This window comes from Stutzerimonas kunmingensis, from assembly GCF_900114065.1.
Lineage (GTDB): Bacteria > Pseudomonadota > Gammaproteobacteria > Pseudomonadales > Pseudomonadaceae > Stutzerimonas > Stutzerimonas kunmingensis.
In genome coordinates this window covers 777624-796920 of the sequence record NZ_FORS01000001.1, presented here as the reverse complement: position 1 = coordinate 796920, position 19297 = coordinate 777624, and the positions used below count along the sequence as shown (strand labels likewise).

Sequence of the window (19297 nt, the reverse complement as noted above, 5' to 3'; positions counted from 1 at the left end):
AACCCTGTCATGGCGTAGTGGAACACACGCGTCTTCGCCGCCGACCGGCGGTCCAGAGGGTCACGCGACGATCGATCCGGGTCTAGGCTGATCGGGTCTGCGCCAATGCAGACTCGAACGTCCCGCATGAAGGAGCTAGCCCATGACCCAGACCATGAAAGCTGCAGTGGTACACGCCTTCGGCGAGCCGCTGCGCCTCGAGGAAGTCAAGGTGCCGATGCCCGGCCCCGGCCAGATTCTGGTGAAGATTGCCGCCTCCGGTGTGTGTCACACCGACCTGCACGCGGCCGAAGGCGATTGGCCGGTCAAGCCGTCACTGCCGTTTATCCCCGGCCATGAAGGTGTGGGCCATGTCTCCGCTGTTGGCGCCGGTGTCACGCGCGTGAAAGAGGGTGATCGCGTCGGCGTACCCTGGCTGTACACCGCCTGTGGTTGCTGCGAACACTGCCTGACCGGCTGGGAAACGCTCTGTGAAGGCCAGCAGAACACCGGTTACTCGGTGAACGGCGGCTATGCCGAGTATGTGCTGGCGGACCCGAATTACGTCGGCATCCTGCCGAAGAACGTCGAGTTCGACGAGATTGCGCCGATTCTTTGTGCCGGAGTCACTGTCTACAAAGGGCTGAAAGTCACCGGAGCGCGGCCCGGCCAATGGGTGGTGATCTCGGGCATCGGCGGCCTCGGACACGTCGCGGTGCAATACGCCAAGGCCATGGGGCTGCACGTGGTGGCAGTCGATGTGGACGATGCCAAGCTCGAGCTGGCCAAGCGTCTGGGGGCCAACCTGACCATCAATGCACGTACGGAGAATCCCGTGGAGGTGGTGCAGCGCGACATCGGCGGTGCCCACGGTGTACTGGTGACTGCGGTATCCAACAGTGCCTTCGGTCAGGCCATCGGCATGGCCCGGCGGCGTGGCACTGTCGCGCTGGTGGGGCTGCCGCCGGGAGACTTCCCGACGCCGATCTTCGATGTGGTGCTCAAGGCGATCAGCATCACCGGCTCCATCGTCGGCACCCGCGCCGATCTGCAGGAGGCGCTGGACTTCGCCGGCGAGGGGCTGGTCAAGGCGACCATCCATACCGACAACCTCGACAACATCAATCAGATCCTCGACGACATGCGTGCCGGGCGCATCGAGGGCCGTATCGTGATGAAGATGTAGAGCGCTGGGTGCGGCCGGTGCATCCGGCCGCCGCTCACCCGTCGATCAAGCCTGCGCGGCTGTGGGCCGATCAGCCCGCGGCCAGCGCAGCATTCCCTCGGCCGCGGCTCGGCCACTGGCAAAACAGGCGGTCAGCAGATAACCGCCGGTTGGTGCCTCCCAGTCGAGCATTTCCCCGGCGCAGAACACCCCGGGCATCTGTCGCAGCATCAGGTTGGCATCCAGCGCTTCGAAGGGCACGCCGCCGGCGCTGCTGATCGCCTCGTCCAGCGGGCGCGGGCGGACCAGGCGGATGGGCAGCGCCTTGATCGCCGTGGCCAGGGTCTGCGGATCCTGAAAGGACGCGGCATCGCTCAGCTCGCGCAACAGCGCCGCTTTGACCCCATCGAGCTTCAGCTGGCGGTGCAGATGCTTGGCCATGGACTGCGAACCCCGCGGTCTGGCCAGGGCGCTGGCGACCTGCGCCAGGGTGCGATCCGGCAGCAGGTCGAGCAGCACGGTGGTGCCGCCGTCACGGTTGATGGCCTCGCGGATCGGTGCCGAAAGCGCATAGACCAGGCTGCCCTCGATACCGGTCGCGGTAAGTACGAACTCGCCCTTGCGCGGCGCGCTACCCGGTAGGGCGAGGCTGACCGTCTTCAGCGGCGCGCCGGCGAACTTGTCCCGCAGATGGGCGCTCCAGCCTTCCACCTCGAAGCCGCAGTTGGCCGGCTGCAGCGGTTCGATGGCAATACCGCGGGCTGCGAGCAGCGGCACCCAGGCGCCATCGGAGCCCAGTCGTGCCCAGCTGCCGCCGCCGAGGGCGAGCAGGGTGGCGTGTGCGTCGATCAGGCTTTCGCCTTGCGGCCCGGCGATGCGCAGCGCACCGTGCTCGTCCCAACCCCGCCAGCGCTGGCGGGTATGAATGTGTACGCCGTTTTCACGCAGGCGCTTGAGCCAGGCGCGCAGCAATGGCGCGGCTTTCATGTCGGTGGGAAATACCCGGCCGGAACTGCCGACGAAGGTGTCGATACCCAGCCCGTGAATCCATTCGCGCAGCGCGGCGGGTGTAAAGGCGTCCAGCAGCGGGCGCAGCTCGCCGGCGCGTTCGCCGTAGCGGCTGACGAAGGCGGGGTAGTCCTCGGCGTGGGTGATGTTCATGCCGCCGACGCCGGCCAGGAGGAACTTGCGGCCGACCGAGGGCATGGCGTCGTACAGATCGACACTGACGCCCGCCTGGCCGAGCACTTCGGCGGCCATGAGGCCGGCCGGGCCACCACCAATGATGGCGACGCGAAAGGAAGAAGCGGGCTGGGGCATGGCGGCAACCGGGCAGGCGAGCAGGGCGGGCATTGTAGCCGCTGACGGGTGCTCAGCCGAGTCCGTGGCGCTGCCAGGCCGAGTGGGCGCTGACATGCAGGGTCGCGTGGCGACGCGCGAGCAGGGCGCGGTCCTTGTCGTAGCCGCCGCCGATCAGGCCGACCACGGGAATGTCGCGACCCAGGCAGTGATCGAGCACCGCGCTGTCGCGTGCGGCGAGCCCGGCGTCGGTCAGCGAGAGTAGGCCCAGGGCGTCGTCGCGGTGGACGTCGACGCCGGCGTCATAGAGCACCAAATCAGGCTGATAGATCGGCAGCAGGTAGTTCAGGGTGTCGTGCACCACCTTGAGGTAGGCCTCATCACCCATGCCGGGTGGCAGCGGGATGTCCCAGTCGCTATGGGCCTTGCGCGTGGGGAAGTTCTTTTCGCAGTGCAGCGAGACGGTCACCGCGTCCGCCACGTTCTCCAGGATGCGTGCGGTGCCGTCGCCCTGATGCACGTCGCAATCGAAGATCAGCACGCGGCCGACGCGTCCGCTTTCCAGCAGGTAGAGCGCGATCACCGCCAGGTCGTTGAAGATGCAGAAGCCGGACGCATGGTCGTGATGGGCATGGTGGGTGCCGCCGGCCAGGTGGCAGGCCAGGCCATGCTGCAACGCCTGTTCGGCGGCCAGCAGCGAACCGCCTACCGCCCGCACGGTGCGCTGCGCCAGCTCCGGGCTCCAGGGCAGGCCGAGGCGGCGCAGCTCGTCGCGACCCATCGCGCCGCTGCAGTAGCGCTCGACGTAGTTGCGCTCGTGCGCCAGCGCCAGAATGTCATGGCTGCACAGCTCGGGGCGCAATAGCGCTGTGTCTGTGGTCAAACCCAGGGCGACCAGATGGTCGCGCAGCAGACGAAACTTCTCCATGGGAAACCGATGACCCGGTGGCAATGGCGGGCTGTAATCGTCGTGAAATACCAGGGGAAGCGACATGAACCACGCGTGTTCGATGGATGTGCGTCGCAGTATGCAGGCTGGCCGTCGGAGCGCTCAAGGAGCAGGGATGGTTGAACGACTCGCACTCGAAAGCACACGCCTACGGCTGCGCAACTGGCATGACGAAGACCTCGATCCGTTGGTGCGGCTCTGTGCCGACCCGGAGGTGATGCGCTACAACCCGGCGCGGTGGTCCCGGGATGACTGCGCCGCGCTGATGGTGCGCAGCAGGCTGCATCTGCTGCGCAATGGTTTCGGCCTGTGGGCGCTGGAGCGCAAGGACAACGGCGCCTTCATCGGCTATTGCGGGCTGGTCTGGTCCGCCTTGCCGCTGCCGAACGCGGTCGCCGAGCTGCGCTGGGCGGTGGCCTGCGAGCACTGGGGGCAGGGCCTTGTTCGCGAGGCCGCGCAGACGGCGCTGAAATGCGCATTCGGCGCGCTGGAGCTGGACGAGGTCGTGGCCTGTGTCTCGCAGATCAACGAACCGGGCAGGCAACTGCTGGAAGGGCTCGGCATGCGCCCGGACCCGGCCACCACGTTCGGTCATCCGGACGTTTCGCCCGAGCACCCGCTGCACACCCAGGTGCTCTACCGGCTGCGGCGGGACGATTGGCGACAATGAGCACTGTTGCTGGAGCGTTGCCGGCGAAATCCGTAACATGGCGCGCCCGTACGAGCCCCCTATCAAGGAAGCCGAAATGACCCAGATACTCGACGCCCTGGTCAACCTGCTGACCCTGGAACGCATCGAGGAGAACCTGTTCCGTGGCGCGAGCCAGGACCTCGGCTTTCCCCAGCTGTTCGGCGGCCAGGTGCTCGGCCAGGTCATCTCCGCCGCGAGCCAGACGGTGACGCCGGAGCGCCATGTGCATTCGCTGCACGGCTATTTCCTGCGCCCCGGCGACTCGCACCAGCCCGTGGTCTATGACGTCGATCGCGTACGCGACGGCGGCAGCTTCACCACGCGGCGGGTCAGTGCGATCCAGAAGGGCCAGACCATCTTCACCGGCATCGCCTCGTTCCAGGCCGAGGAAACGGGCTACGAGCATCAGTTGCCGATGCCGGACGTGGTCGGGCCGGACGATCTGCCCAACGAGTGGGAGCTGCTGCACAAGCTGTCGCCGATGGTGCCCGAGCGGGTGATGGAAAAGCTGCGCCGTCCCAAGCCCATCGAGATCCGCCCGGTCACCCTGGTCGATCCTGCCAACCCGCAGCCCATCGAACCGGTCCGCCACCTGTGGTTCCGCGCCGACGGCGCGCTGCCCGACAGCCCGGCGCTGCACAAGTACCTGGTGGCCTACGCCTCGGACTTCAGCTTTATCGGCACCGCACTGCAGCCGCACGGTGTCAGTTCGTGGAGCAAGTTCATCCAGCTGGCTAGCCTCGACCATGCCATCTGGTTCCATCGTGAGGTGAAGCTGGACGACTGGCTGCTGTACTCCATCGACAGCCCCTGGGCCGGCAATGCGCGCGGCTTCGCCCGTGGCAGCATCTTCAATCGCCAGGGCCAGCTGGTCGCGTCCGTGGCGCAGGAAGGGCTGATCCGCGTGCGCGAGGACTGGATGTGAAGATCGCCGAGGTCCGTCACTGGGTGTTCGACATGGACGGCACCCTGACGATCGCCGTGCACGATTTCGCCGCGATCCGCCGCGCGCTGGCAATCCCCGAGGAGGACGACATCCTCCATCACCTGGCGGCGCTACCTGCCGAGGAGGCCGCCGCCAAGCACGCCTGGCTGCTGGAGCACGAGCGCGAGCTGGCCTGCGCGGCGCGCCCGGCAGAAGGCGCTCGCGAGCTGCTGCATGCTCTGCGCGAGCGCGGCTGCCGGCTTGGAGTGCTCACTCGCAATGCCCAGGAACTGGCCAGGGTGACTCTGGACGCGGTCGGCATGGGGGACTGTTTCCTGCCCGAGGACATCCTCGGTCGCGACGAAGCGCCGCCCAAGCCGCATCCGGGCGGGCTGCTGCATCTGGCGGAACGTTGGGGCGTGGCGCCGTCGGCGATGCTGATGGTCGGTGACTACCGCTTCGACCTGGAGTGCGCTCGGGCGGCCGGCGCGCGTGGCGTACTGGTCAACGTGCCGCACAACGAATGGCCGGAACTGGCCGATCTCTATGCCCCGGATTGCCGGGTGCTGCACGGGCTGCTGTCTTCGGGCGAAGTCTGAGCGCGGCGCGACGGGGAGCGGGGCGCACACCGAAGTCACAGCCATTCGCGGGCGAGGCCGCTGCCGCATTCGGGCCGAGCACGAGTCAGGTCGTGCACAAGCCCGTCGCCAACCCTGTTCTCCCGCCGCCTGCAGCAGGTCGCGTGCAGCCGGTCCGAACCCGCATGACCACGTAGAAGCGCCTTGCTGGCGAGGCTCCCGTGGCCGTCTATTACAGCCGCGTCACCTTGAAGGTGTCGCAGCGCGCCGGATCGCCATGCTCGAAGCCATCACGGAACCAGCGCACCCGTTGCGCCGAAGTGCCGTGAGTGAAGGCATCGGGCACCACACGGCCCTGGCTGCGCTTCTGCAGGTTGTCGTCGCCGATGGCATTGGCGGCGTTCAGCGCCTCTTCCAGGTCGCCTTCTTCCAGCCAGTCGTGGCGTTGCTGCGCGTGATAGGCCCAGACTCCAGCGAAGCAATCGGCCTGCAGCTCCTGGCGGACCAGCAGGCCGTTGTCGCCTTCCATCTTCGCGCCGCGCTGACGGGCGCTCTGCATCTGCTGGGAAACGCCGAGCAGGGTCTGCACGTGATGGCCGACTTCATGGGCGATCACATAGGCCTGGGCGAAGTCGCCGGCGGCGGAGAAGCGCCGGGCCATCTCGTCGAAGAACTGCAGATCGAGATAGACCTGCTGATCGCCGGGGCAGTAGAACGGGCCCACCGCCGAGCTGGCGAAGCCGCAGGCCGAGTTCACGCCGCCGCGAAACAGCACCAGGGTCGGGTCGCGATACTGAGCGCCAGCTTGCTGGAACAACGCACGCCAGGTGTCTTCGGTGTCGCCGAGAATCGCCCGGACGAATTCGGTCTGCGGGTCATCGCCGGCCGGCGGCTGGCTTTGCTGGGAGACGGCAGGTCCGCTCTGGTTGGCCAGCTGGCCGAGGATCTGCAGCGGGTCCTGGCCGGAGAGCAGGCCGATGATCACCACGATGGCGATGCCGCCCAGGCCCAGTCCGCCGCCAAGGCGCATGCCGCTGCGGCCCCTGGCGTCCACTACGTTGTCGCTGCGTCGGGCTCGTTTCCAGCGCATGGGGTGTCCCTCTGAACGGTTGACGGGTTGAGTGCGCAGCACCGAAGCGGCGCCTTGCCTCCCGTTAAGACCCGCACGGCTCGAAAAAGCTGCAGCGCGGACCGCACTGCATTCGCAGCGGCGCGACGGTTCAGTCGCCGGGGTATTCGGAGAGCACGCGTTCCTCGCCCGCCTTGCTGACGCCGATCACCTTGAAGGCGTCCTTGCGATCGCCCATCTCCATGCCCGGCGAGCCGATCGGCATGCCGGGTACGGCTGCGCCAATCAGGTCCGGTTGCGCACGCAGCTTGAGGATGTCGGCGGCAGGAACGTGGCCTTCGACGAACTTGCCGTCGATCACCGCGGTGTGACAGGAACCGAGGCGGTGCGGGATGCCGTGTTCCATCTTTACCGAGGTCATGTCGTTGACCACGTGATCGCTCACGGAAAAACCGTTGTCCTCCAGGTGATCGATCCACGCTTCGCAACAGCCACAGTTGGGGTCGCGATAGACGTCGATAGCAATGGGCTCGACGGCCTGGGCGAACCCGGCGAGCAGGACGGGAAGCAGCAACAGAAGACGGCGCATGGGAACCTCCTACGAGCGAGAGGCCCAGAATACGCCGGGTTGCGCCCATACCCAAGGTGCGGCGAGCGGGCAATTATCACCTGCCGACGCCGCGCCGGAGAGATGGCCGAAGTGCCGGGCGCAGAACAAACCGGCCGCCTGACAGTCCCATGCCAATCGGAATAGCGAGTCGCACATCAGGAGAGTTTTCGATGCGTTTTGCCCGTTTCGTTCTGCTCGCGCAGGCGCTGGTGATGGCCAGCCTGAGCCTGGCCTACTGGTTTCGCCCCTACGAGATGGCCAATCTGAACGGCATGCTGCTGATGGAGGGCGCCTCGGTCAGCCACATGCGGGTCTACTACGGTGGCCTGCAATTGGGGTTGGCACTGTTTCTGATCTGGGCCGCGCGTGCCCCCGAGCGTGCGCGACCGGCCTTGATGATGCTGATGATCACCATGACCGCGCTGGTGCTCGGGCGCCTGGTGTCGCTGTGGCTGGATGGCGGTGAGCTGGTCGGTTTCGATCTGGCATCGCTGTTCTATCGTGTGCTGGCCGCCGCCCTTGCCGCCGCTGCCTGGCATCTTGTCCGCGAGCGCCCGGAGCCTGAGCCGGAGCGCCTCGAGCCGGCCACGCGGAGACTGGTCAGCGAGCCGCCGAAACCCTTCAAGCTTGGCGATGGTCCGCCGCCGGTCGAGCCTGCACCGGTTGAAGTCGCCCCGCAGCCGTTCCGTCGTGGTGACCCCGACGCCCAGGGTTGATCAGGCGGCTGCTTCGAGGTAGGCCGAGAGGCTGCGCTGGTCGAGGATCTCGATGCGCCGCCGCTGCACGGCGATCAGCCCTGCGTCGGTCAGGCGATGTAGGATGCGTGACAAGGTTTCCGGCTGGATGCCCAGTTGCGAGGCGATCAGGCGCTTGGGCAGGTCGAGGTCGATCACACCGCTGCGTGCCGCCTGCAGTTCCTGGAACAGGTAACGCACCACACGCTGGCAGATGTTGGATGAGGTCAGGCTGTCGATCTGGTGCAGCCGCTGGTTGAGTCGGTCGCTGAGGCTGCTGAGCAGCTGCATGCACAGCTGTGGCTGGGTCTCGAGCAGACGCAGGTAGTGGGCGTTCTGCACGTTGAGCACCAGGCTTTCCTTGAGGGTGGTGGCGCTCAGCGGATGTTCGGGCTGCTTGTTGAAGAGCATCGCCTCGGCAAAGGCCTCGCCCGGCCGGACTACCTCGATGACCTTCTCCTGACCATCGCAGGTGACCCGGTGCAGCTTGACCTGGCCGTTGATCAGCACGTGAAAGTGCTCGGCGGCGTCGCCTTGGTGGAACAGCGTGCAGCCGGCTGGCAGGCGCTTGACCGTGGTATGCGCCGCGAGGTTCAGCAGAGCCGTCTCGGCCAGCCCATTGAACAGATGATGACGGCGCATCGTATTGAGCACTGCAGAGCCGGTCAGCATGGCCATCCCCCTTCCTTTCGATGAACGGCATGCTAGGTCGCGCCGTGCGGGCAGGCCATACCTCTTTCTGGGCAGGGTAGGTAGTCGATCAGCGGGTGCTGCCGGCCAGTCGCTCGTAGTCCAGCGTCAGTTGTTCGATCTTGCGCAGCAGCGAATCGCTGGTGGTGACGATTACCGTCGGGACGAAACGGGCGTCGTCGGCGAGGCTGAAACCAGCGCGGGCGAAACGCCATTGTGCGCCGATCTGATCGAGCTGGCGGTTGATCTGCTCGGTGTTCTGCGGCGCCTTGTTCAGCTCGTCCAGGCCGCGCTCGAACTCCGCGACCGCCGCATCGAAATCGCTGCGCAGGCGCTGTTCCATCGAGCAGGGCCATGGTGGATGACAAACGTCATCCACCCTACGAGGCTTAGAGGTGTTATCGATGACTCAACTACGCGATGCCCACAACCGCCAGATCGACTACCTGCGCATGTCTGTCACCGACCGCTGCGACTTCCGCTGCGTCTACTGCATGGCCGAGGACATGACCTTCCTGCCGCGTCAGCAGGTGCTCGGTCTGGAGGAGCTGGAGCGCATCGCGCGCATCTTCGTCGGGCTGGGCGTGAAGAAGATCCGCCTCACTGGCGGCGAGCCGCTGGTACGCCAGGGCATCGTCGGTCTCTGCGAGCGCATCGCGGCCTTGCCCGGTCTGCGTGAACTGGTGATGACCACCAACGGCTCGCAGCTGGTCAGGCTTGCCGCGCCGCTGGCTCGGGCCGGGGTCAAGCGGCTGAACATCAGCCTGGATAGCCTGGACGCCGAGAAATTCCACGCCATTACCCGCACCGGCCAGCTGCAGCAGGTGCTCGACGGCATCGATGCGGCGCGCGCCGCCGGCTTCGAGCGGATCAAGCTCAATGCCGTGGTGATGAAGGGCCGCAACGCCGAGGAGGTCGCCGACCTGGTGGACTTCGCCATCGCCGGCGGGCTGGACCTGAGCTTCATCGAGGAAATGCCGCTGGGCGACGTCGGCCGTTCGCGCGGTGAGAGCTTCTGCTCCAGCGACGAGGTCAAGGCGCTGATCGCCGAGCGTCACGCGCTGATCGATTCGGCCGAGCAGAGCGGCGGTCCGGCGCGCTATGTGCGCCTGCCGGAGCACCCGCAGACGCGCATCGGCTTCATCTCGCCGCATTCGCACAACTTCTGCGCCACCTGCAACCGCGTGCGGCTGACCGTGGAAGGTCGCCTGCTGCTGTGCCTGGGCCACGAGCATTCCATCGACCTGCGCGCACTGCTGCGCCGCCATCCGACCAGCGACCAGCCGGTGATCGACGCCATTCACGCCGCGCTGCAACGCAAACCGCTGCGCCACGAATTCTCCAGCGGCGGCGAGGTCCAGGTATTGCGCTTCATGAACGCCAGCGGCGGTTGACTGCCCGCGCCGAACGGGCTGCGGGCCGACCGTTTTATTCGCTACCATCGGCCGGCACTGCCGGTCTGACCCATGCCCCGCTGCGTTGCAGTCGGGCTGTCGCAACGCTCGCTGGCCAACGCCATGCGCGTTGGTCGACCTGCCGGCACCGCCTGCCGCGCGCCTACCTCCAACGGGGAATGGGCTGGCCCGCGGCGCCGGTGCAGCCTGCGCACACATCTTCAAGGGAGTTTCGAGCCATGGCTCACCTGTCCAACACCGAATTCCAGCCTCTGAACATCGCCGTGCTCACGGTGAGCGATACCCGCAACCTGGACACCGACACCTCCGGCCAGGCGCTGATCGACGGCCTGCAGAGCGCAGGCCACACGCTGGCCGAGCGGGCCATCGTCAGGGACGACATCTGGCAGATCCGCGCCCGGGTGTGCAGCTGGATCGCCAGCGAAAACGTGCAGGTGGTGCTGATCACCGGCGGCACCGGTTTCACCGCCCGTGACAACACCCCGCAGGCGGTGCAGCCGCTGCTGGCCAAAGATGTCGACGGCTTCGGCGAGCTGTTCCGCTACGTTTCGCTGAGCGAGATCGGCACCTCCACCGTGCAGTCCCGCGCGCTGGCCGGCATGAGCAACGGCACCCTGGTCTGCTGCCTGCCCGGCTCGACCAATGCCTGCCGCACCGCCTGGAACAAGATCCTCGTCGAGCAGCTGGACAGCCGCACCAAGCCCTGCAACTTCGTACCGCACCTGAAGGCCAGCGCAGTCGAATACTGCGGGCCACGCTCATGAGCGCCTGTGGCTGCGACACCAGTGGCCTGAAGCCGGTCGACGAGGCCATCGCCGAGCTGCTGGCACGGGTGCCGGCGCTGCCGCCAGTGGAACACGTCGCGCTGTCCGATGCCCTTGGCCGGGTGCTGGCGGAATCGCTAGACGCGCCCTTCCCGGTGCCGGCCTGGGACAACAGCGCAATGGACGGCTACGCCCTGCGCGCCGCCGACCTGCCGGCTAAAGGCGGCTGGCTGCCACTCGCCGGGCGCATCGCCGCCGGTGATGCCGCCGACCAGCAACTGCCTGCCGGCCACGCCGTGCGCATCTTCACCGGCGCGCCGCTGCCGCCGGGCGCCGACACCGTGGTGGCGCAGGAGGATTGCCAGATCGAGGCCGATCGCGTGCATTTCCCCGGCGTTATCCAGGGCGCCCATGTGCGTCGTCAGGGCGAGGAACTGCAGGCTGGCGCCCCCGTGCTGCAGGCGGGCAAGCGTCTGCGCCCGCAGGAGATCGGCCTGCTGGCGAGCTTCGGCGTTGCCCGCGTGGCGGTCTATCGGCGCCTGCGCATCGGCCTGCTCTCCAGCGGCAACGAACTGCGCGAACCCGGCGAGCCGCTGGCGCCGGGACAGATCTACAACTCCAACCGTTACTGCCTGCTCAGCGTGCTGCGCAGCATCGGAATGGAAGTGCACGACTACGAAATCCTCGTCGACGAGCTGGCTGCTAGCCGTGACGCCCTGGCGCTGGCCGCCTCCGAATGGGACATGCTGATCACCTCCGGCGGCGTCTCGGTCGGCGAGGAGGACCATCTCAAGCAGGCCATTCGCGAGCTGGGCGAGTTGCACATGTGGCGCCTGGCGATCCAGCCGGGTAAGCCGCTGGCCTTTGGCGAGGTCAATGGCAAGCCGTGGATCGGCCTGCCCGGCAATCCGGCTGCGGCGCTGATCACCTCGCTGGTGGTGGCGCGACCGTTCCTGCTCAGTGCCCAGGGTTGCACCGAGGTGCTGCCCAAGCCGCTGCGCCTGACCGCCGGCTTCGCCTGGCGCAAGCCGAACAACCGTCGCCAGTACCTGCGCGCGCGGCTGGAACAGGTCGATGGCGAGATGCGCGTGTGCCTGCATCCGCGTCAGGGCTCAGCGATGCTGACCTCGGCCAGCTGGGCCGAAGGCCTGGCCATCGTCGAGCGCAACCGCACGCTGGAAGAAGGGGAGACGGTGGAGTATCTGCCGTTCAGCGAGTTGCTCGGCTGACAAACAAAAACGCCCGGTCGATGGTGAGTCGACCGGGCGTTGTCGTGTCTGCGCCTCAGGCCTGGTGGCGCTGCGGCAGCATGCGCAACAGGGTGCCGTCGCGGCGCACGTATTGGTGGAACAAGGCCGCCGCCGCGTGCAGGCCGATCAGCCAGTAGCCGGCCACCGCCAGCGTTTCATGCAGCTCCTTGAACTCGCCGGCCAGCTCCTTGTTGGCGCCGATCAGCGCCGGCAGCTCAAGGCCGAAGAAGGGAATCGGCTTGTCTGCCGCGCTCAGCGTCAGCCAGCCGAGCAGCGGCAGACCAATCATCAGGCCGTACAGCGCCAGGTGCATAAGCTTGGCCAGCGCGCGTTCCCAGCCGGCCCCGGCGACCGCTTTGGGTGCGGGATGCAGCCAGCGTGCAATCAGGCGCAGCCAGACCAGTGCAAATACCGTCAGACCCAGCATGAAATGCCAGTGCTTGAGCAGTTCGCGCGGTTCACTGCCCTTGGCGAAATTGCCCTTGAGTTCGATGGTCGCGTAGACCGCTGCGATCAACAGCAGCATCAGCCAGTGCAGGGCAATGCTCAGGCGACCGTAGCGTGCCAGAGGGTTCGATGCAGTCATTTCACTCACTCCGAGTAGGGGAATGTCGGCAGTCTAGGGCGCCAGCCTTAAGCGAACCTTAGCGAATGCCCGTTGCGCCTGCGGCGGACGGTCGCGGCAGCTCGCCGCTGGTCGTTCTAGGCTAGTGGTGTGACTGGCGGGGCAGGTGCACGGCGACCTGCAGCCCGCCGAGCGGTGAGTCCGCCAGTTCGATGGTCGCGCCGTGCAGTTCGGCGATGCGTGCGACGATGGCCAGGCCGAGCCCCGCGCCCTGGCCGTCGCCCTGGCGGTAGAAGCGCTCGAACAGTTTGTCGCGCTGCGCTGCCGGCACGCCCGGACCGCTGTCATCCACGCACAGGCTGACGCCGTTTTCCATGGTCTGGAGGCTGACCTGAATCTGCCCGCCATCGGGCGTGTACTGCAGGGCATTGCCGACCAGATTCTGCAGCAGCGTGGCGAGCGCGGCGGCATCGCCGGGAAGCCGGTGATCGGCCACGTCGTCAGCTTCCAGCGTCAGTTCCTGATCGCGCGCCAGGGCCAGCGGCGTCAGCTCGGCGAGGCATTCGCGGCACAGCGGCAGCAGGTCCAGCTGCTGTGGATGCCGCGGCTGCGCATTGGGTTCCAGGCGAGCGAGCGTGAGCAGCTGAGTGACCACGCGGGTGGTGCGATCGACGCCGGTCAGCAGTTGCTGCAGCGCGGCTTCACGGTCCTCCGGCTGCTCGGCCTGTTGCGCATTCTGCGCATGGATGCGCAGCACTGCCAGGGGCGTGCGCAGTTCATGGGCCGCATCGGCGATGAAGCGTTTTTCCCGCTCGACCAGTTGATTGACCTGCTGCAGCAGGCGATTCAGCGAGGCGGCCACCGGCTCCAGCTCCTGCGGCAGCGGCGCCAGCAGCAGCGGCGCGAGGTTGTCCGGATCGCGACTCTTCAGAAGCTGCGCCATGTGCGCCAGCGGCCGCAGACCCCAGCCCACCGCCAGCCAGATCAGCAGCGCCAGCAGCGGCAGGCCGATGAGGTCGGGCAGCAGGCTGCGCCGGGCGATCTTGCCGACCAGCTCGCCGCGTACGTCGCCGCGCTCGCTGAGCAGAATCCACAGATCGTCCTCGCGGTCGTGTAGCAGGAACAGCCGCCAGGCATGGCCGTCGAGCTGCACGTCGTGATAGCCGCCGCTCAGATGGCTGAAGGGTGACGCGGAGTCAGCGCCGGCCAGCCGCTGCAAGGCGCCGTGCGGCGCGCCGGCTGACTGCAGCAGGCTGCTGCCATCCGTGGCGTAGACCTGAAAGCCCAGCTTGGTTTCGTAGTCGTGCCCCGGCACGCCCTGATCGCGCCGCGCATTCACCGCGGCGTCCAGCGCCTGCTGCAGCGCATTGCGGGCCTGCGGGTTCATGTCGCGCATCACCAGCCCCTGCACCAGTCGAGCACTGTGCGCCAGTTGGGCGTCGAACAGCTCCTCGATCTCGTGGCGGGCGTCGCGATAACTGCGCCAGGAGATCAGGCTCAGCGACAGCAGCAGGATGCCGAGCACCAGCACCAGGGTGCGGTTGCGGATAGAGCGCCTCAGCATTTGTCCACCAGATAGCCGACCCCACGCACGGTGCGGATGAGCTCGGGGAAGAATTTCTTGCGCAGGTGATGGATATGCACCTCCAGCGCGTTGCTCTCGACTTCCTCGTCCCAGCCGTAGAGCACCTGCTGCAGCCGATCGCGGGTCAGCACGCGACCGGGCTGGGCGATCAGCTCATGCAGCAGGACGAATTCCTTGCGCGGCAGGTTGATCGGGGTGCCTTGGTAGCTGACCTGCTGATTGACCGGGTCGAGCAGGATGCCGCGGTACTCCAGTACCGGCTCAGGGCGATTGAAGCTGCGCCGGAGCAGTGCGCGCAGGCGGGCCTTGAGTTCGGCGACGTCGAACGGCTTGACCAGGTAGTCGTCGGCGCCGGCATCCAGCCCGGCGATGCGGTCGCTGGTGGCATCGCGCGCGGTGAGTACCAGCACCGGGATCGGGTTGGCGCTGGCGCGCAGGCGCTTGAGCACTTCCAGACCGTCCATACGCGGCAGGCCCAAGTCGAGGATGGCCAGCTCGAAGCTCTCGTGGCTCAGCGCATGCAGCGCGCTGGCGCCGTCCTGCAGCCAGTCCACCGTGTAGCCCTCGGGCTTGAGTGCGGTACGGATGCCCTCGCCGAGGGCGCGATCGTCTTCCACCAGCAGAATGCGCATGTCGTTCCTGTCGTCCTGAAGGGTTTGCGGCATTGCTGTGCATTCAACGCCGCCGCAGCCGGTTATTCCAGCTTTTCCTTGACCTGCGCGAGCAGCGCGCGGGCTTCGTCGCGGCGACCGGCATCGGCGACTTCACGACCCGCACGGTCGGGCGCGGCAAGGGCCTTTTCCAGCGCCGCGCGCGCTTCCCCGTAGCGTTTCTGACGCAGCAGGAAATCACCGTGGAAGTAGTTCGGGTCGATGCCGTTCGGGTTCAGCGCCAGCGCCTGCTTGAACAGCGCCTCAGCCTTGTCCTCGTCACCGAAGCCGATCGGCCAGCCGGGCACCTGGTAGTAGAGGCTGGCGAGGCTGGTGTAGGCCGAGCCATCCAGCGCCTGTGGCTCAAGTTCGATAGCTTTTTCCAGTTCGGCTTTAGCTTGCTTGACCAGACCCAGCGCGCCGAGCCCGCCCTTGGCGCCGGCCCAGGTGCTGAGCACGATGCCGTGCCAGATGTGCAACTCGGCGGCCTGCGGTTCGCCGACCACCGCGCTTTCGGCTTCCGAAGCGAGCCGGGCGAAGGCCGCTTCGCGCTGTGCCGCCGGCAGCTGGTAGTTGATCTCCGCCCAGCGCGCCTGGATCTGGCGCAGCGACGATTCGCCGGCCGGACTGAGGGCGAAGGACGGCTGGCAGGCCAGCGCCAGCACAAGGGTGCACAGGCCGAGCAGATGCTTCATGGGTGATCTCCGGTCGAAGTGGTTTGGGAGGGAGGCAGCGGTTGTTCAGCACGGGCGAAGCGCTTGATCACCGGCAACTGTTTGCGTAAGGCCTGGTCGACTAGCCGCGGCAGGAGCCCGTTGAGGCGTACGAAGAGTTTTTCCGGCCAGCCGAGATACAGCTCTTCGCGTTCGGTGGCGATGGCGTGGACGATCTGCCGCGCGACGGCCTGCGGATCGTCCATGCCGACCTTCAGCGCATCGTTCATTGCCACCACGTCGGCGCTGTTCATTGCCGTGCGGGTCGCGCGCGGGGCGATGTAGAGCACCTTGACGTGACTGTCGGCGAGCTCGCGGCGCAGCGCCTCGGAAAAGCCGCGCAGGGCGAACTTGCTGGCGCAATAAGCGGCAAAACCCGGGTAGCCGATGGAGCCGAAGGTCGAGCCGAGATTGACCAGCAGCGCCTGCGGTTGCTGGCGCAGCAGCGGCAGCAGCAGGTGGGTCAGCTGCAGCGTGGCGGTGACGTTGACGCCGATAAGGCGGGCGATGGCATCCTCGTCCTGCTGTTCGAGCAGGCTGAACTGGTTGATCCCGGCGGCATTGATCACGCAGTTGAGGCCGCCGAAACGCCGCGCGGCATCGAGCACCGTATGCCGGCCACTGCGCTGGGTGAGGTCGGCGCAGACCAAGTTGACCTGCCCCGGATAGCGGCGCGCCAGCGCTTCCAGGGCAAGACTGTCGCGTCCCACCAGTAACAGCCGTGCGCCGTTCGCGCAGAGCCGCTCGACCAGCACCTGGCCGATGCCGCCGCTGGCGCCGGTCAGCAGGATGCGCGCGTCACGCAGTTGCATGGTCGTGCTCCGGCGCGCTCAGGCTGCGGAAGATGTCGCCGTAGAGGCGGTAGACGACGCGCGCGGTGTGCACCACGGCGGCCTTGTCGTCCTCGTCGTCGAGGCGGTTCATCAGCCTCTTGAAGAATTCGATGTGTTCCAGGTCCAGGCTGCCATGCGAGGTCAGGTAGCTGAACGCCTTGGCCGGCAGCTGGAGTTTGTCCTGCAGCACGCCGGCGGCCTGGGTCGCCAGCGCGATGCTGGTGCCCTCCAGCACGTTGACCATGCCGAAGAAACTCGCCGGATTGTGCCGGGCGATGCGGTCGTAGACGTAGGCCACCATCAGTTCGGTGGGCAGCGCGGGCTGGCCGTTGCGCACCGCCTCGGCATCGCCGCCGCAGGCGCGGATGTCATTGAGGATCCACTCCTGGTGGCCGATCTCTTCCTCGATGTATTCGGCAATCGCCTCGCGCAGCCACTCGAGCCGCTCGGGCAGGCGCGCACCGCAGGCCATCAGCAGCGGCACGGTGTGCTTGACGTGGTGGTAGGCCTGGGTGAGGAAGGCGATGTACTGCGCGCGGGTCGCGGTGCCGGCGAGCGCGGCGTGGATGATCGGCGCGCCAAGCAGGTATTCGCGCTCGGCATTGGTCTGGTGTTGCAGCTGGTCGAAGAAATCCATGATGAACCTCGAAAGTCAGGACAGAAGGGCGTTGATCGCCGATTGGTAATGGTTGAACAGGGCGTTGCGGCGCAGCCGGCCGTTGGCGGTGGCCAGGCCGTTACCGGCGGTGAAGGGCTCGGCGGCGCGCAGCCAGTGGTGCACGCGGGCGTAGTCCGGCAAGCCGACGTTGACCCGTTCGACTGCCGCCTGCAGCTCGGCATCGCCGAGTTCGGCGCGTCGCGGCACCAGCACCGCGACGTTCTGCGCCAGCGCCTCGCCATGCAGCCAGGCCTGGGCGATCGGCGCCTGCTGGATCAGCTCGGCCTCCACCCATTCGGGATTGACGTTGCGCCCGTAGGCGGTGACGAACTGGTGCTTCTTGCGCCCATGCAGGACCAGGAAGCCGTCGTCGAAATGGCCGAGGTCGCCGGTCGCCAGCCAGTCGCCCGTCAGCGGCGGCTCGCCGAGATAACCGAGCATATGCGGGCCGCGCACCAGTACCTCGCCATCGTCGGCCAAGCGCAGCTCGGCGTGTGGCAACGGTCGGCCGACCGTGCCGATGCGCCGTGCCACGGGAGTGTTCAGGCAGACCACCGAGGCGCATTCGGACAAGCCGTAGCCCTCGAACACCGGCAGGCCGAGACGCTCGGCACGCTCGAGCAGTTGCGGCGCGACGCGGCCACCGCCGACCGCGATGAAGCGCAGCGCCGGTGGCAGCGGCAGGCCCTGCTCGGCAGCGCTGATCAGCGCCAGCAAGAGCTGCGGCAGCAGGATCAGGCTGTGCGGGCGGCTCTCGTTGAGCGTGCCGAGAAAACGCGGCAGATCGAATCCCGCCGCACCGCTGAAGCCGACCTCGGCCAGCGGCCGCAGCTCGACGCGGGCGCCGGCCAGCAACGGTGCGTAGAGCCCGGCGATGTTTTCCAGCAGGGTCGCCAGCGGCAGCACGCACAGGTGATGCTCCACCGCGCAGGGCAGGCTGGCCTGCCACAGGCTCTCGGCCACCGCGAGCTGTGCGCGTGCATCCAGGCACACGCCCTTGGGCTGGCCGGTGGTGCCGGAGGTATAGGTGATTTTCAGGGTGCCGGGCGGCACCGCGGTGACGGCGCCCGGCTGACGCAGGTACAGGCCGGGCTCCTGGGCGGTGAAGCTGCTGCGCTCGATCGGTGCCGGGGTCGCCCCGATCAGGCAATCGATGCCCGCGTGCTCCAGCACGTGCGCCTGCTGCGCCGGCGAGAAAAAGCCCGGCAGCGGTACGCAGACCAGCCCGGCGCGCAGCAGCGCGAGGTCCCACAGCGCCCATTCCAGGCCATTGTCCAGGGCCAGCGCGACGCGCGCGACGCCGAGCGCTTCGAGCCGGCTGGCACGGGCGGCGACCTCGTGGCGCAGTTCGGCATAGCTCAGCTGGCGCGTGCCCTCGCTCAGGGCAATACCGCTGTGCTGTTCAAGGGCCGTCCAGAAGCGTTCAGCTGCAGGCTGCATGGGGCACCTCGCTGGTATCGAACAGCGGCTGATAGCCAAGCCTGGCGTACACGCCGAGCTGCAGCAGATGCTGGTGGCCGGGCAGGATCTCGCCGGCCATCACCTGCGGGCGGCTGGCGTAGTAGCTGCCCCAGTCCGGCAGCTCGTCGCCCATTCGTGCCGGATCGGCCAGGCCCAGGGGCAGCGGCGTCAGCGCCAGACGCTGGAAGCTGTTGAGCAGCGCCGGAGTACCGGTGAACACCACCCAGCGGAAGCCCTGGGCGACCAGCAGGTCGGTCAGCGCGACGATCAACAGGCGTGCCGAGGCATTGCCGAAGGCGGCCAGGTTGCCGACCTCGACGATCTCCTCGCGGGGGATCGCCCGGCCGCTGCGCAGGCTGACGGCCTCTTCGATCGGTGCGTCCAGATAACGCTCGAGAAACAGCGGGCGGCGCCGCGCGCTGCGCAGGCCGACCGCGCCCTGCACGGTGCCGTCTTCGTCGTGCAGGCCAAGCAGGCAGGGCATGAAGTGCTTCACGTGCGCCCCGTAGTGCTCGGCGAAGCGCTGGTGGATGAAGGCTTCCAGCGCCATGCGGCGCTCGCCTTGATCGGGTTGGGCCAGTTGCAGGGTCATCGGCCGCTCGCGGCCGATGCGTGCCAGTACGTCAGTGTGATCAACCCAGGGGAGTTCCATTCGGGGAACCTCGGTTCAGGAATCTGGGCTGGAGTCTGCGGCGGCAAACTTAAGGCAGTCTT

Annotated in this window: 21 protein-coding genes and 1 pseudogene; 8 read left to right on the top strand and 14 right to left on the bottom strand. The window is 67.3% G+C overall.

Annotation, left to right across the window (positions count from 1 at the left end; genetic code table 11):
- Nucleotides 1-142 precede the first annotated feature (142 nt).
- A complete protein-coding gene (gene adhP, locus BM275_RS03995; RefSeq protein WP_090519409.1) occupies nt 143-1165 on the top strand; it encodes an alcohol dehydrogenase AdhP in 1023 nt (340 codons plus the stop codon).
- Nucleotides 1166-1210: 45 nt separating this feature from the next.
- Here the strand turns inward: adhP and BM275_RS03990 are convergent, their stop codons facing one another.
- Together BM275_RS03990 and BM275_RS03985 are read right to left on the bottom strand one after the other, a co-directional pair.
- A complete protein-coding gene (locus BM275_RS03990; protein ID WP_090519407.1) occupies nt 1211-2497 on the bottom strand; it encodes a BaiN/RdsA family NAD(P)/FAD-dependent oxidoreductase in 1287 nt (428 codons plus the stop codon).
- A gap of 19 nt (nt 2498-2516) precedes the next feature.
- Entirely contained in the window at nt 2517-3437 is a 921-nt protein-coding gene (locus tag BM275_RS03985) for a histone deacetylase family protein (protein ID WP_090519405.1), read from the bottom strand.
- A gap of 70 nt (nt 3438-3507) precedes the next feature.
- Between BM275_RS03985 and BM275_RS03980 the strand changes: the two genes are divergently transcribed.
- The 3 genes from BM275_RS03980 to BM275_RS03970 all read left to right on the top strand — a co-directional run bounded on the left by BM275_RS03980 (nt 3508) and on the right by BM275_RS03970 (nt 5607).
- Nucleotides 3508-4062, top strand: coding sequence for a GNAT family N-acetyltransferase (locus BM275_RS03980; RefSeq protein WP_044314949.1), 555 nt, complete (start codon nt 3508-3510; stop codon nt 4060-4062).
- Between the two features lie 76 nt (nt 4063-4138).
- Complete coding sequence (gene tesB, locus BM275_RS03975) at nt 4139-5008, top strand: acyl-CoA thioesterase II (RefSeq protein ID WP_090519403.1); 870 nt, start codon at nt 4139-4141, stop codon at nt 5006-5008.
- On the top strand, nt 5005-5607 hold the full coding sequence (locus BM275_RS03970) for an HAD family hydrolase (protein WP_090519401.1): 603 nt from the start codon (nt 5005-5007) through the stop codon (nt 5605-5607). Before tesB ends, BM275_RS03970 begins: the two co-directional genes overlap by 4 nt.
- A gap of 211 nt (nt 5608-5818) precedes the next feature.
- Here the strand turns inward: BM275_RS03970 and ypfJ are convergent, their stop codons facing one another.
- Together ypfJ and BM275_RS03960 are read right to left on the bottom strand one after the other, a co-directional pair.
- A complete protein-coding gene (gene ypfJ / locus BM275_RS03965) occupies nt 5819-6676 on the bottom strand; it encodes a KPN_02809 family neutral zinc metallopeptidase (RefSeq protein WP_090519398.1) in 858 nt (285 codons plus the stop codon).
- 130 nt (nt 6677-6806) lie between these two features.
- Nucleotides 6807-7244 (bottom strand): DUF411 domain-containing protein, encoded by a 438-nt coding sequence (locus BM275_RS03960; RefSeq protein WP_090519396.1) that lies wholly within the window; start codon nt 7242-7244, stop codon nt 6807-6809.
- A gap of 191 nt (nt 7245-7435) precedes the next feature.
- Between BM275_RS03960 and BM275_RS03955 the strand changes: the two genes are divergently transcribed.
- Entirely contained in the window at nt 7436-7981 is a 546-nt protein-coding gene (locus BM275_RS03955) for a DUF4345 domain-containing protein (RefSeq protein ID WP_014821520.1), read from the top strand.
- Here the strand turns inward: BM275_RS03955 and BM275_RS03950 are convergent, their stop codons facing one another.
- Entirely contained in the window at nt 7982-8677 is a 696-nt protein-coding gene (locus BM275_RS03950; protein WP_090519394.1) for a Crp/Fnr family transcriptional regulator, read from the bottom strand.
- Between the two features lie 82 nt (nt 8678-8759).
- Nucleotides 8760-9029 (bottom strand): annotated as a pseudogene (locus tag BM275_RS03945) (type IV pili methyl-accepting chemotaxis transducer N-terminal domain-containing protein); the annotation flags it as partial.
- 64 nt (nt 9030-9093) lie between these two features.
- Between BM275_RS03945 and moaA the strand changes: the two are divergent.
- From moaA to BM275_RS03930, 3 genes are all read left to right on the top strand, one after another.
- Nucleotides 9094-10083, top strand: coding sequence for a GTP 3',8-cyclase MoaA (moaA, locus tag BM275_RS03940; protein ID WP_013981802.1), 990 nt, complete (start codon nt 9094-9096; stop codon nt 10081-10083).
- 239 nt (nt 10084-10322) lie between these two features.
- Nucleotides 10323-10868 carry a molybdenum cofactor biosynthesis protein B gene (gene moaB, locus BM275_RS03935; RefSeq protein ID WP_090519392.1) on the top strand — a complete coding sequence of 182 codons (546 nt, stop codon included), beginning with the start codon at nt 10323-10325 and terminating at the stop codon, nt 10866-10868.
- A complete protein-coding gene (locus BM275_RS03930) occupies nt 10865-12097 on the top strand; it encodes a molybdopterin molybdotransferase MoeA (RefSeq protein WP_090519391.1) in 1233 nt (410 codons plus the stop codon). The genes moaB and BM275_RS03930 overlap by 4 nt, the downstream gene beginning before the upstream one ends.
- Nucleotides 12098-12152: 55 nt before the next feature.
- Here the strand turns inward: BM275_RS03930 and BM275_RS03925 are convergent, their stop codons facing one another.
- The 8 genes from BM275_RS03925 to BM275_RS03890 all read right to left on the bottom strand — a co-directional run bounded on the left by BM275_RS03925 (nt 12153) and on the right by BM275_RS03890 (nt 19235).
- Nucleotides 12153-12704, bottom strand: a complete 552-nt coding sequence (locus BM275_RS03925; RefSeq protein WP_090519388.1) for a cytochrome b — start codon at nt 12702-12704, stop codon at nt 12153-12155.
- A gap of 121 nt (nt 12705-12825) precedes the next feature.
- Nucleotides 12826-14247, bottom strand: a complete 1422-nt coding sequence (locus BM275_RS03920) for an ATP-binding protein (protein ID WP_090519385.1) — start codon at nt 14245-14247, stop codon at nt 12826-12828.
- Nucleotides 14241-14900: a response regulator gene (locus BM275_RS03915; RefSeq protein ID WP_014821503.1), complete on the bottom strand. Its 660-nt coding sequence runs from the start codon at nt 14898-14900 to the stop codon at nt 14241-14243. The genes BM275_RS03920 and BM275_RS03915 overlap by 7 nt, the downstream gene beginning before the upstream one ends.
- A gap of 62 nt (nt 14901-14962) precedes the next feature.
- Complete coding sequence (locus BM275_RS03910; RefSeq protein ID WP_065983053.1) at nt 14963-15613, bottom strand: tetratricopeptide repeat protein; 651 nt, start codon at nt 15611-15613, stop codon at nt 14963-14965.
- On the bottom strand, nt 15610-16443 hold the full coding sequence (locus BM275_RS03905; protein WP_090519383.1) for an SDR family oxidoreductase: 834 nt from the start codon (nt 16441-16443) through the stop codon (nt 15610-15612). The genes BM275_RS03910 and BM275_RS03905 overlap by 4 nt, the downstream gene beginning before the upstream one ends.
- Nucleotides 16430-17101, bottom strand: a complete 672-nt coding sequence (locus BM275_RS03900; protein WP_065983055.1) for an iron-containing redox enzyme family protein — start codon at nt 17099-17101, stop codon at nt 16430-16432. The genes BM275_RS03905 and BM275_RS03900 overlap by 14 nt, the downstream gene beginning before the upstream one ends.
- Before the next feature lie 15 nt (nt 17102-17116).
- Nucleotides 17117-18562 carry an AMP-binding protein gene (locus BM275_RS03895; RefSeq protein ID WP_023445712.1) on the bottom strand — a complete coding sequence of 482 codons (1446 nt, stop codon included), beginning with the start codon at nt 18560-18562 and terminating at the stop codon, nt 17117-17119.
- Nucleotides 18546-19235: a thermostable hemolysin gene (locus BM275_RS03890; protein WP_023445713.1), complete on the bottom strand. Its 690-nt coding sequence runs from the start codon at nt 19233-19235 to the stop codon at nt 18546-18548. The genes BM275_RS03895 and BM275_RS03890 overlap by 17 nt, the downstream gene beginning before the upstream one ends.
- Nucleotides 19236-19297: the final 62 nt, after the last annotated feature.

Coding starts and splice junctions, on each gene's coding strand:
- adhP (WP_090519409.1), top strand. CDS start 143: ATGACCCAGACCATGAAAGCTGCAGTGGTACACGCCTTCGGCGAGCCG.
- BM275_RS03990 (WP_090519407.1), bottom strand. CDS start 2,497: ATGCCCGCCCTGCTCGCCTGCCCGGTTGCCGCCATGCCCCAGCCCGCT.
- BM275_RS03985 (WP_090519405.1), bottom strand. CDS start 3,437: ATGTCGCTTCCCCTGGTATTTCACGACGATTACAGCCCGCCATTGCCA.
- BM275_RS03980 (WP_044314949.1), top strand. CDS start 3,508: ATGGTTGAACGACTCGCACTCGAAAGCACACGCCTACGGCTGCGCAAC.
- tesB (WP_090519403.1), top strand. CDS start 4,139: ATGACCCAGATACTCGACGCCCTGGTCAACCTGCTGACCCTGGAACGC.
- ypfJ (WP_090519398.1), bottom strand. CDS start 6,676: ATGCGCTGGAAACGAGCCCGACGCAGCGACAACGTAGTGGACGCCAGG.
- BM275_RS03960 (WP_090519396.1), bottom strand. CDS start 7,244: ATGCGCCGTCTTCTGTTGCTGCTTCCCGTCCTGCTCGCCGGGTTCGCC.
- BM275_RS03955 (WP_014821520.1), top strand. CDS start 7,436: ATGCGTTTTGCCCGTTTCGTTCTGCTCGCGCAGGCGCTGGTGATGGCC.
- BM275_RS03950 (WP_090519394.1), bottom strand. CDS start 8,677: ATGGCCATGCTGACCGGCTCTGCAGTGCTCAATACGATGCGCCGTCAT.
- moaA (WP_013981802.1), top strand. CDS start 9,094: ATGACTCAACTACGCGATGCCCACAACCGCCAGATCGACTACCTGCGC.
- moaB (WP_090519392.1), top strand. CDS start 10,323: ATGGCTCACCTGTCCAACACCGAATTCCAGCCTCTGAACATCGCCGTG.
- BM275_RS03930 (WP_090519391.1), top strand. CDS start 10,865: ATGAGCGCCTGTGGCTGCGACACCAGTGGCCTGAAGCCGGTCGACGAG.
- BM275_RS03925 (WP_090519388.1), bottom strand. CDS start 12,704: ATGACTGCATCGAACCCTCTGGCACGCTACGGTCGCCTGAGCATTGCC.
- BM275_RS03920 (WP_090519385.1), bottom strand. CDS start 14,247: ATGCTGAGGCGCTCTATCCGCAACCGCACCCTGGTGCTGGTGCTCGGC.
- BM275_RS03915 (WP_014821503.1), bottom strand. CDS start 14,900: ATGCGCATTCTGCTGGTGGAAGACGATCGCGCCCTCGGCGAGGGCATC.
- BM275_RS03910 (WP_065983053.1), bottom strand. CDS start 15,613: ATGAAGCATCTGCTCGGCCTGTGCACCCTTGTGCTGGCGCTGGCCTGC.
- BM275_RS03905 (WP_090519383.1), bottom strand. CDS start 16,443: ATGCAACTGCGTGACGCGCGCATCCTGCTGACCGGCGCCAGCGGCGGC.
- BM275_RS03900 (WP_065983055.1), bottom strand. CDS start 17,101: ATGGATTTCTTCGACCAGCTGCAACACCAGACCAATGCCGAGCGCGAA.
- BM275_RS03895 (WP_023445712.1), bottom strand. CDS start 18,562: ATGCAGCCTGCAGCTGAACGCTTCTGGACGGCCCTTGAACAGCACAGC.
- BM275_RS03890 (WP_023445713.1), bottom strand. CDS start 19,235: ATGGAACTCCCCTGGGTTGATCACACTGACGTACTGGCACGCATCGGC.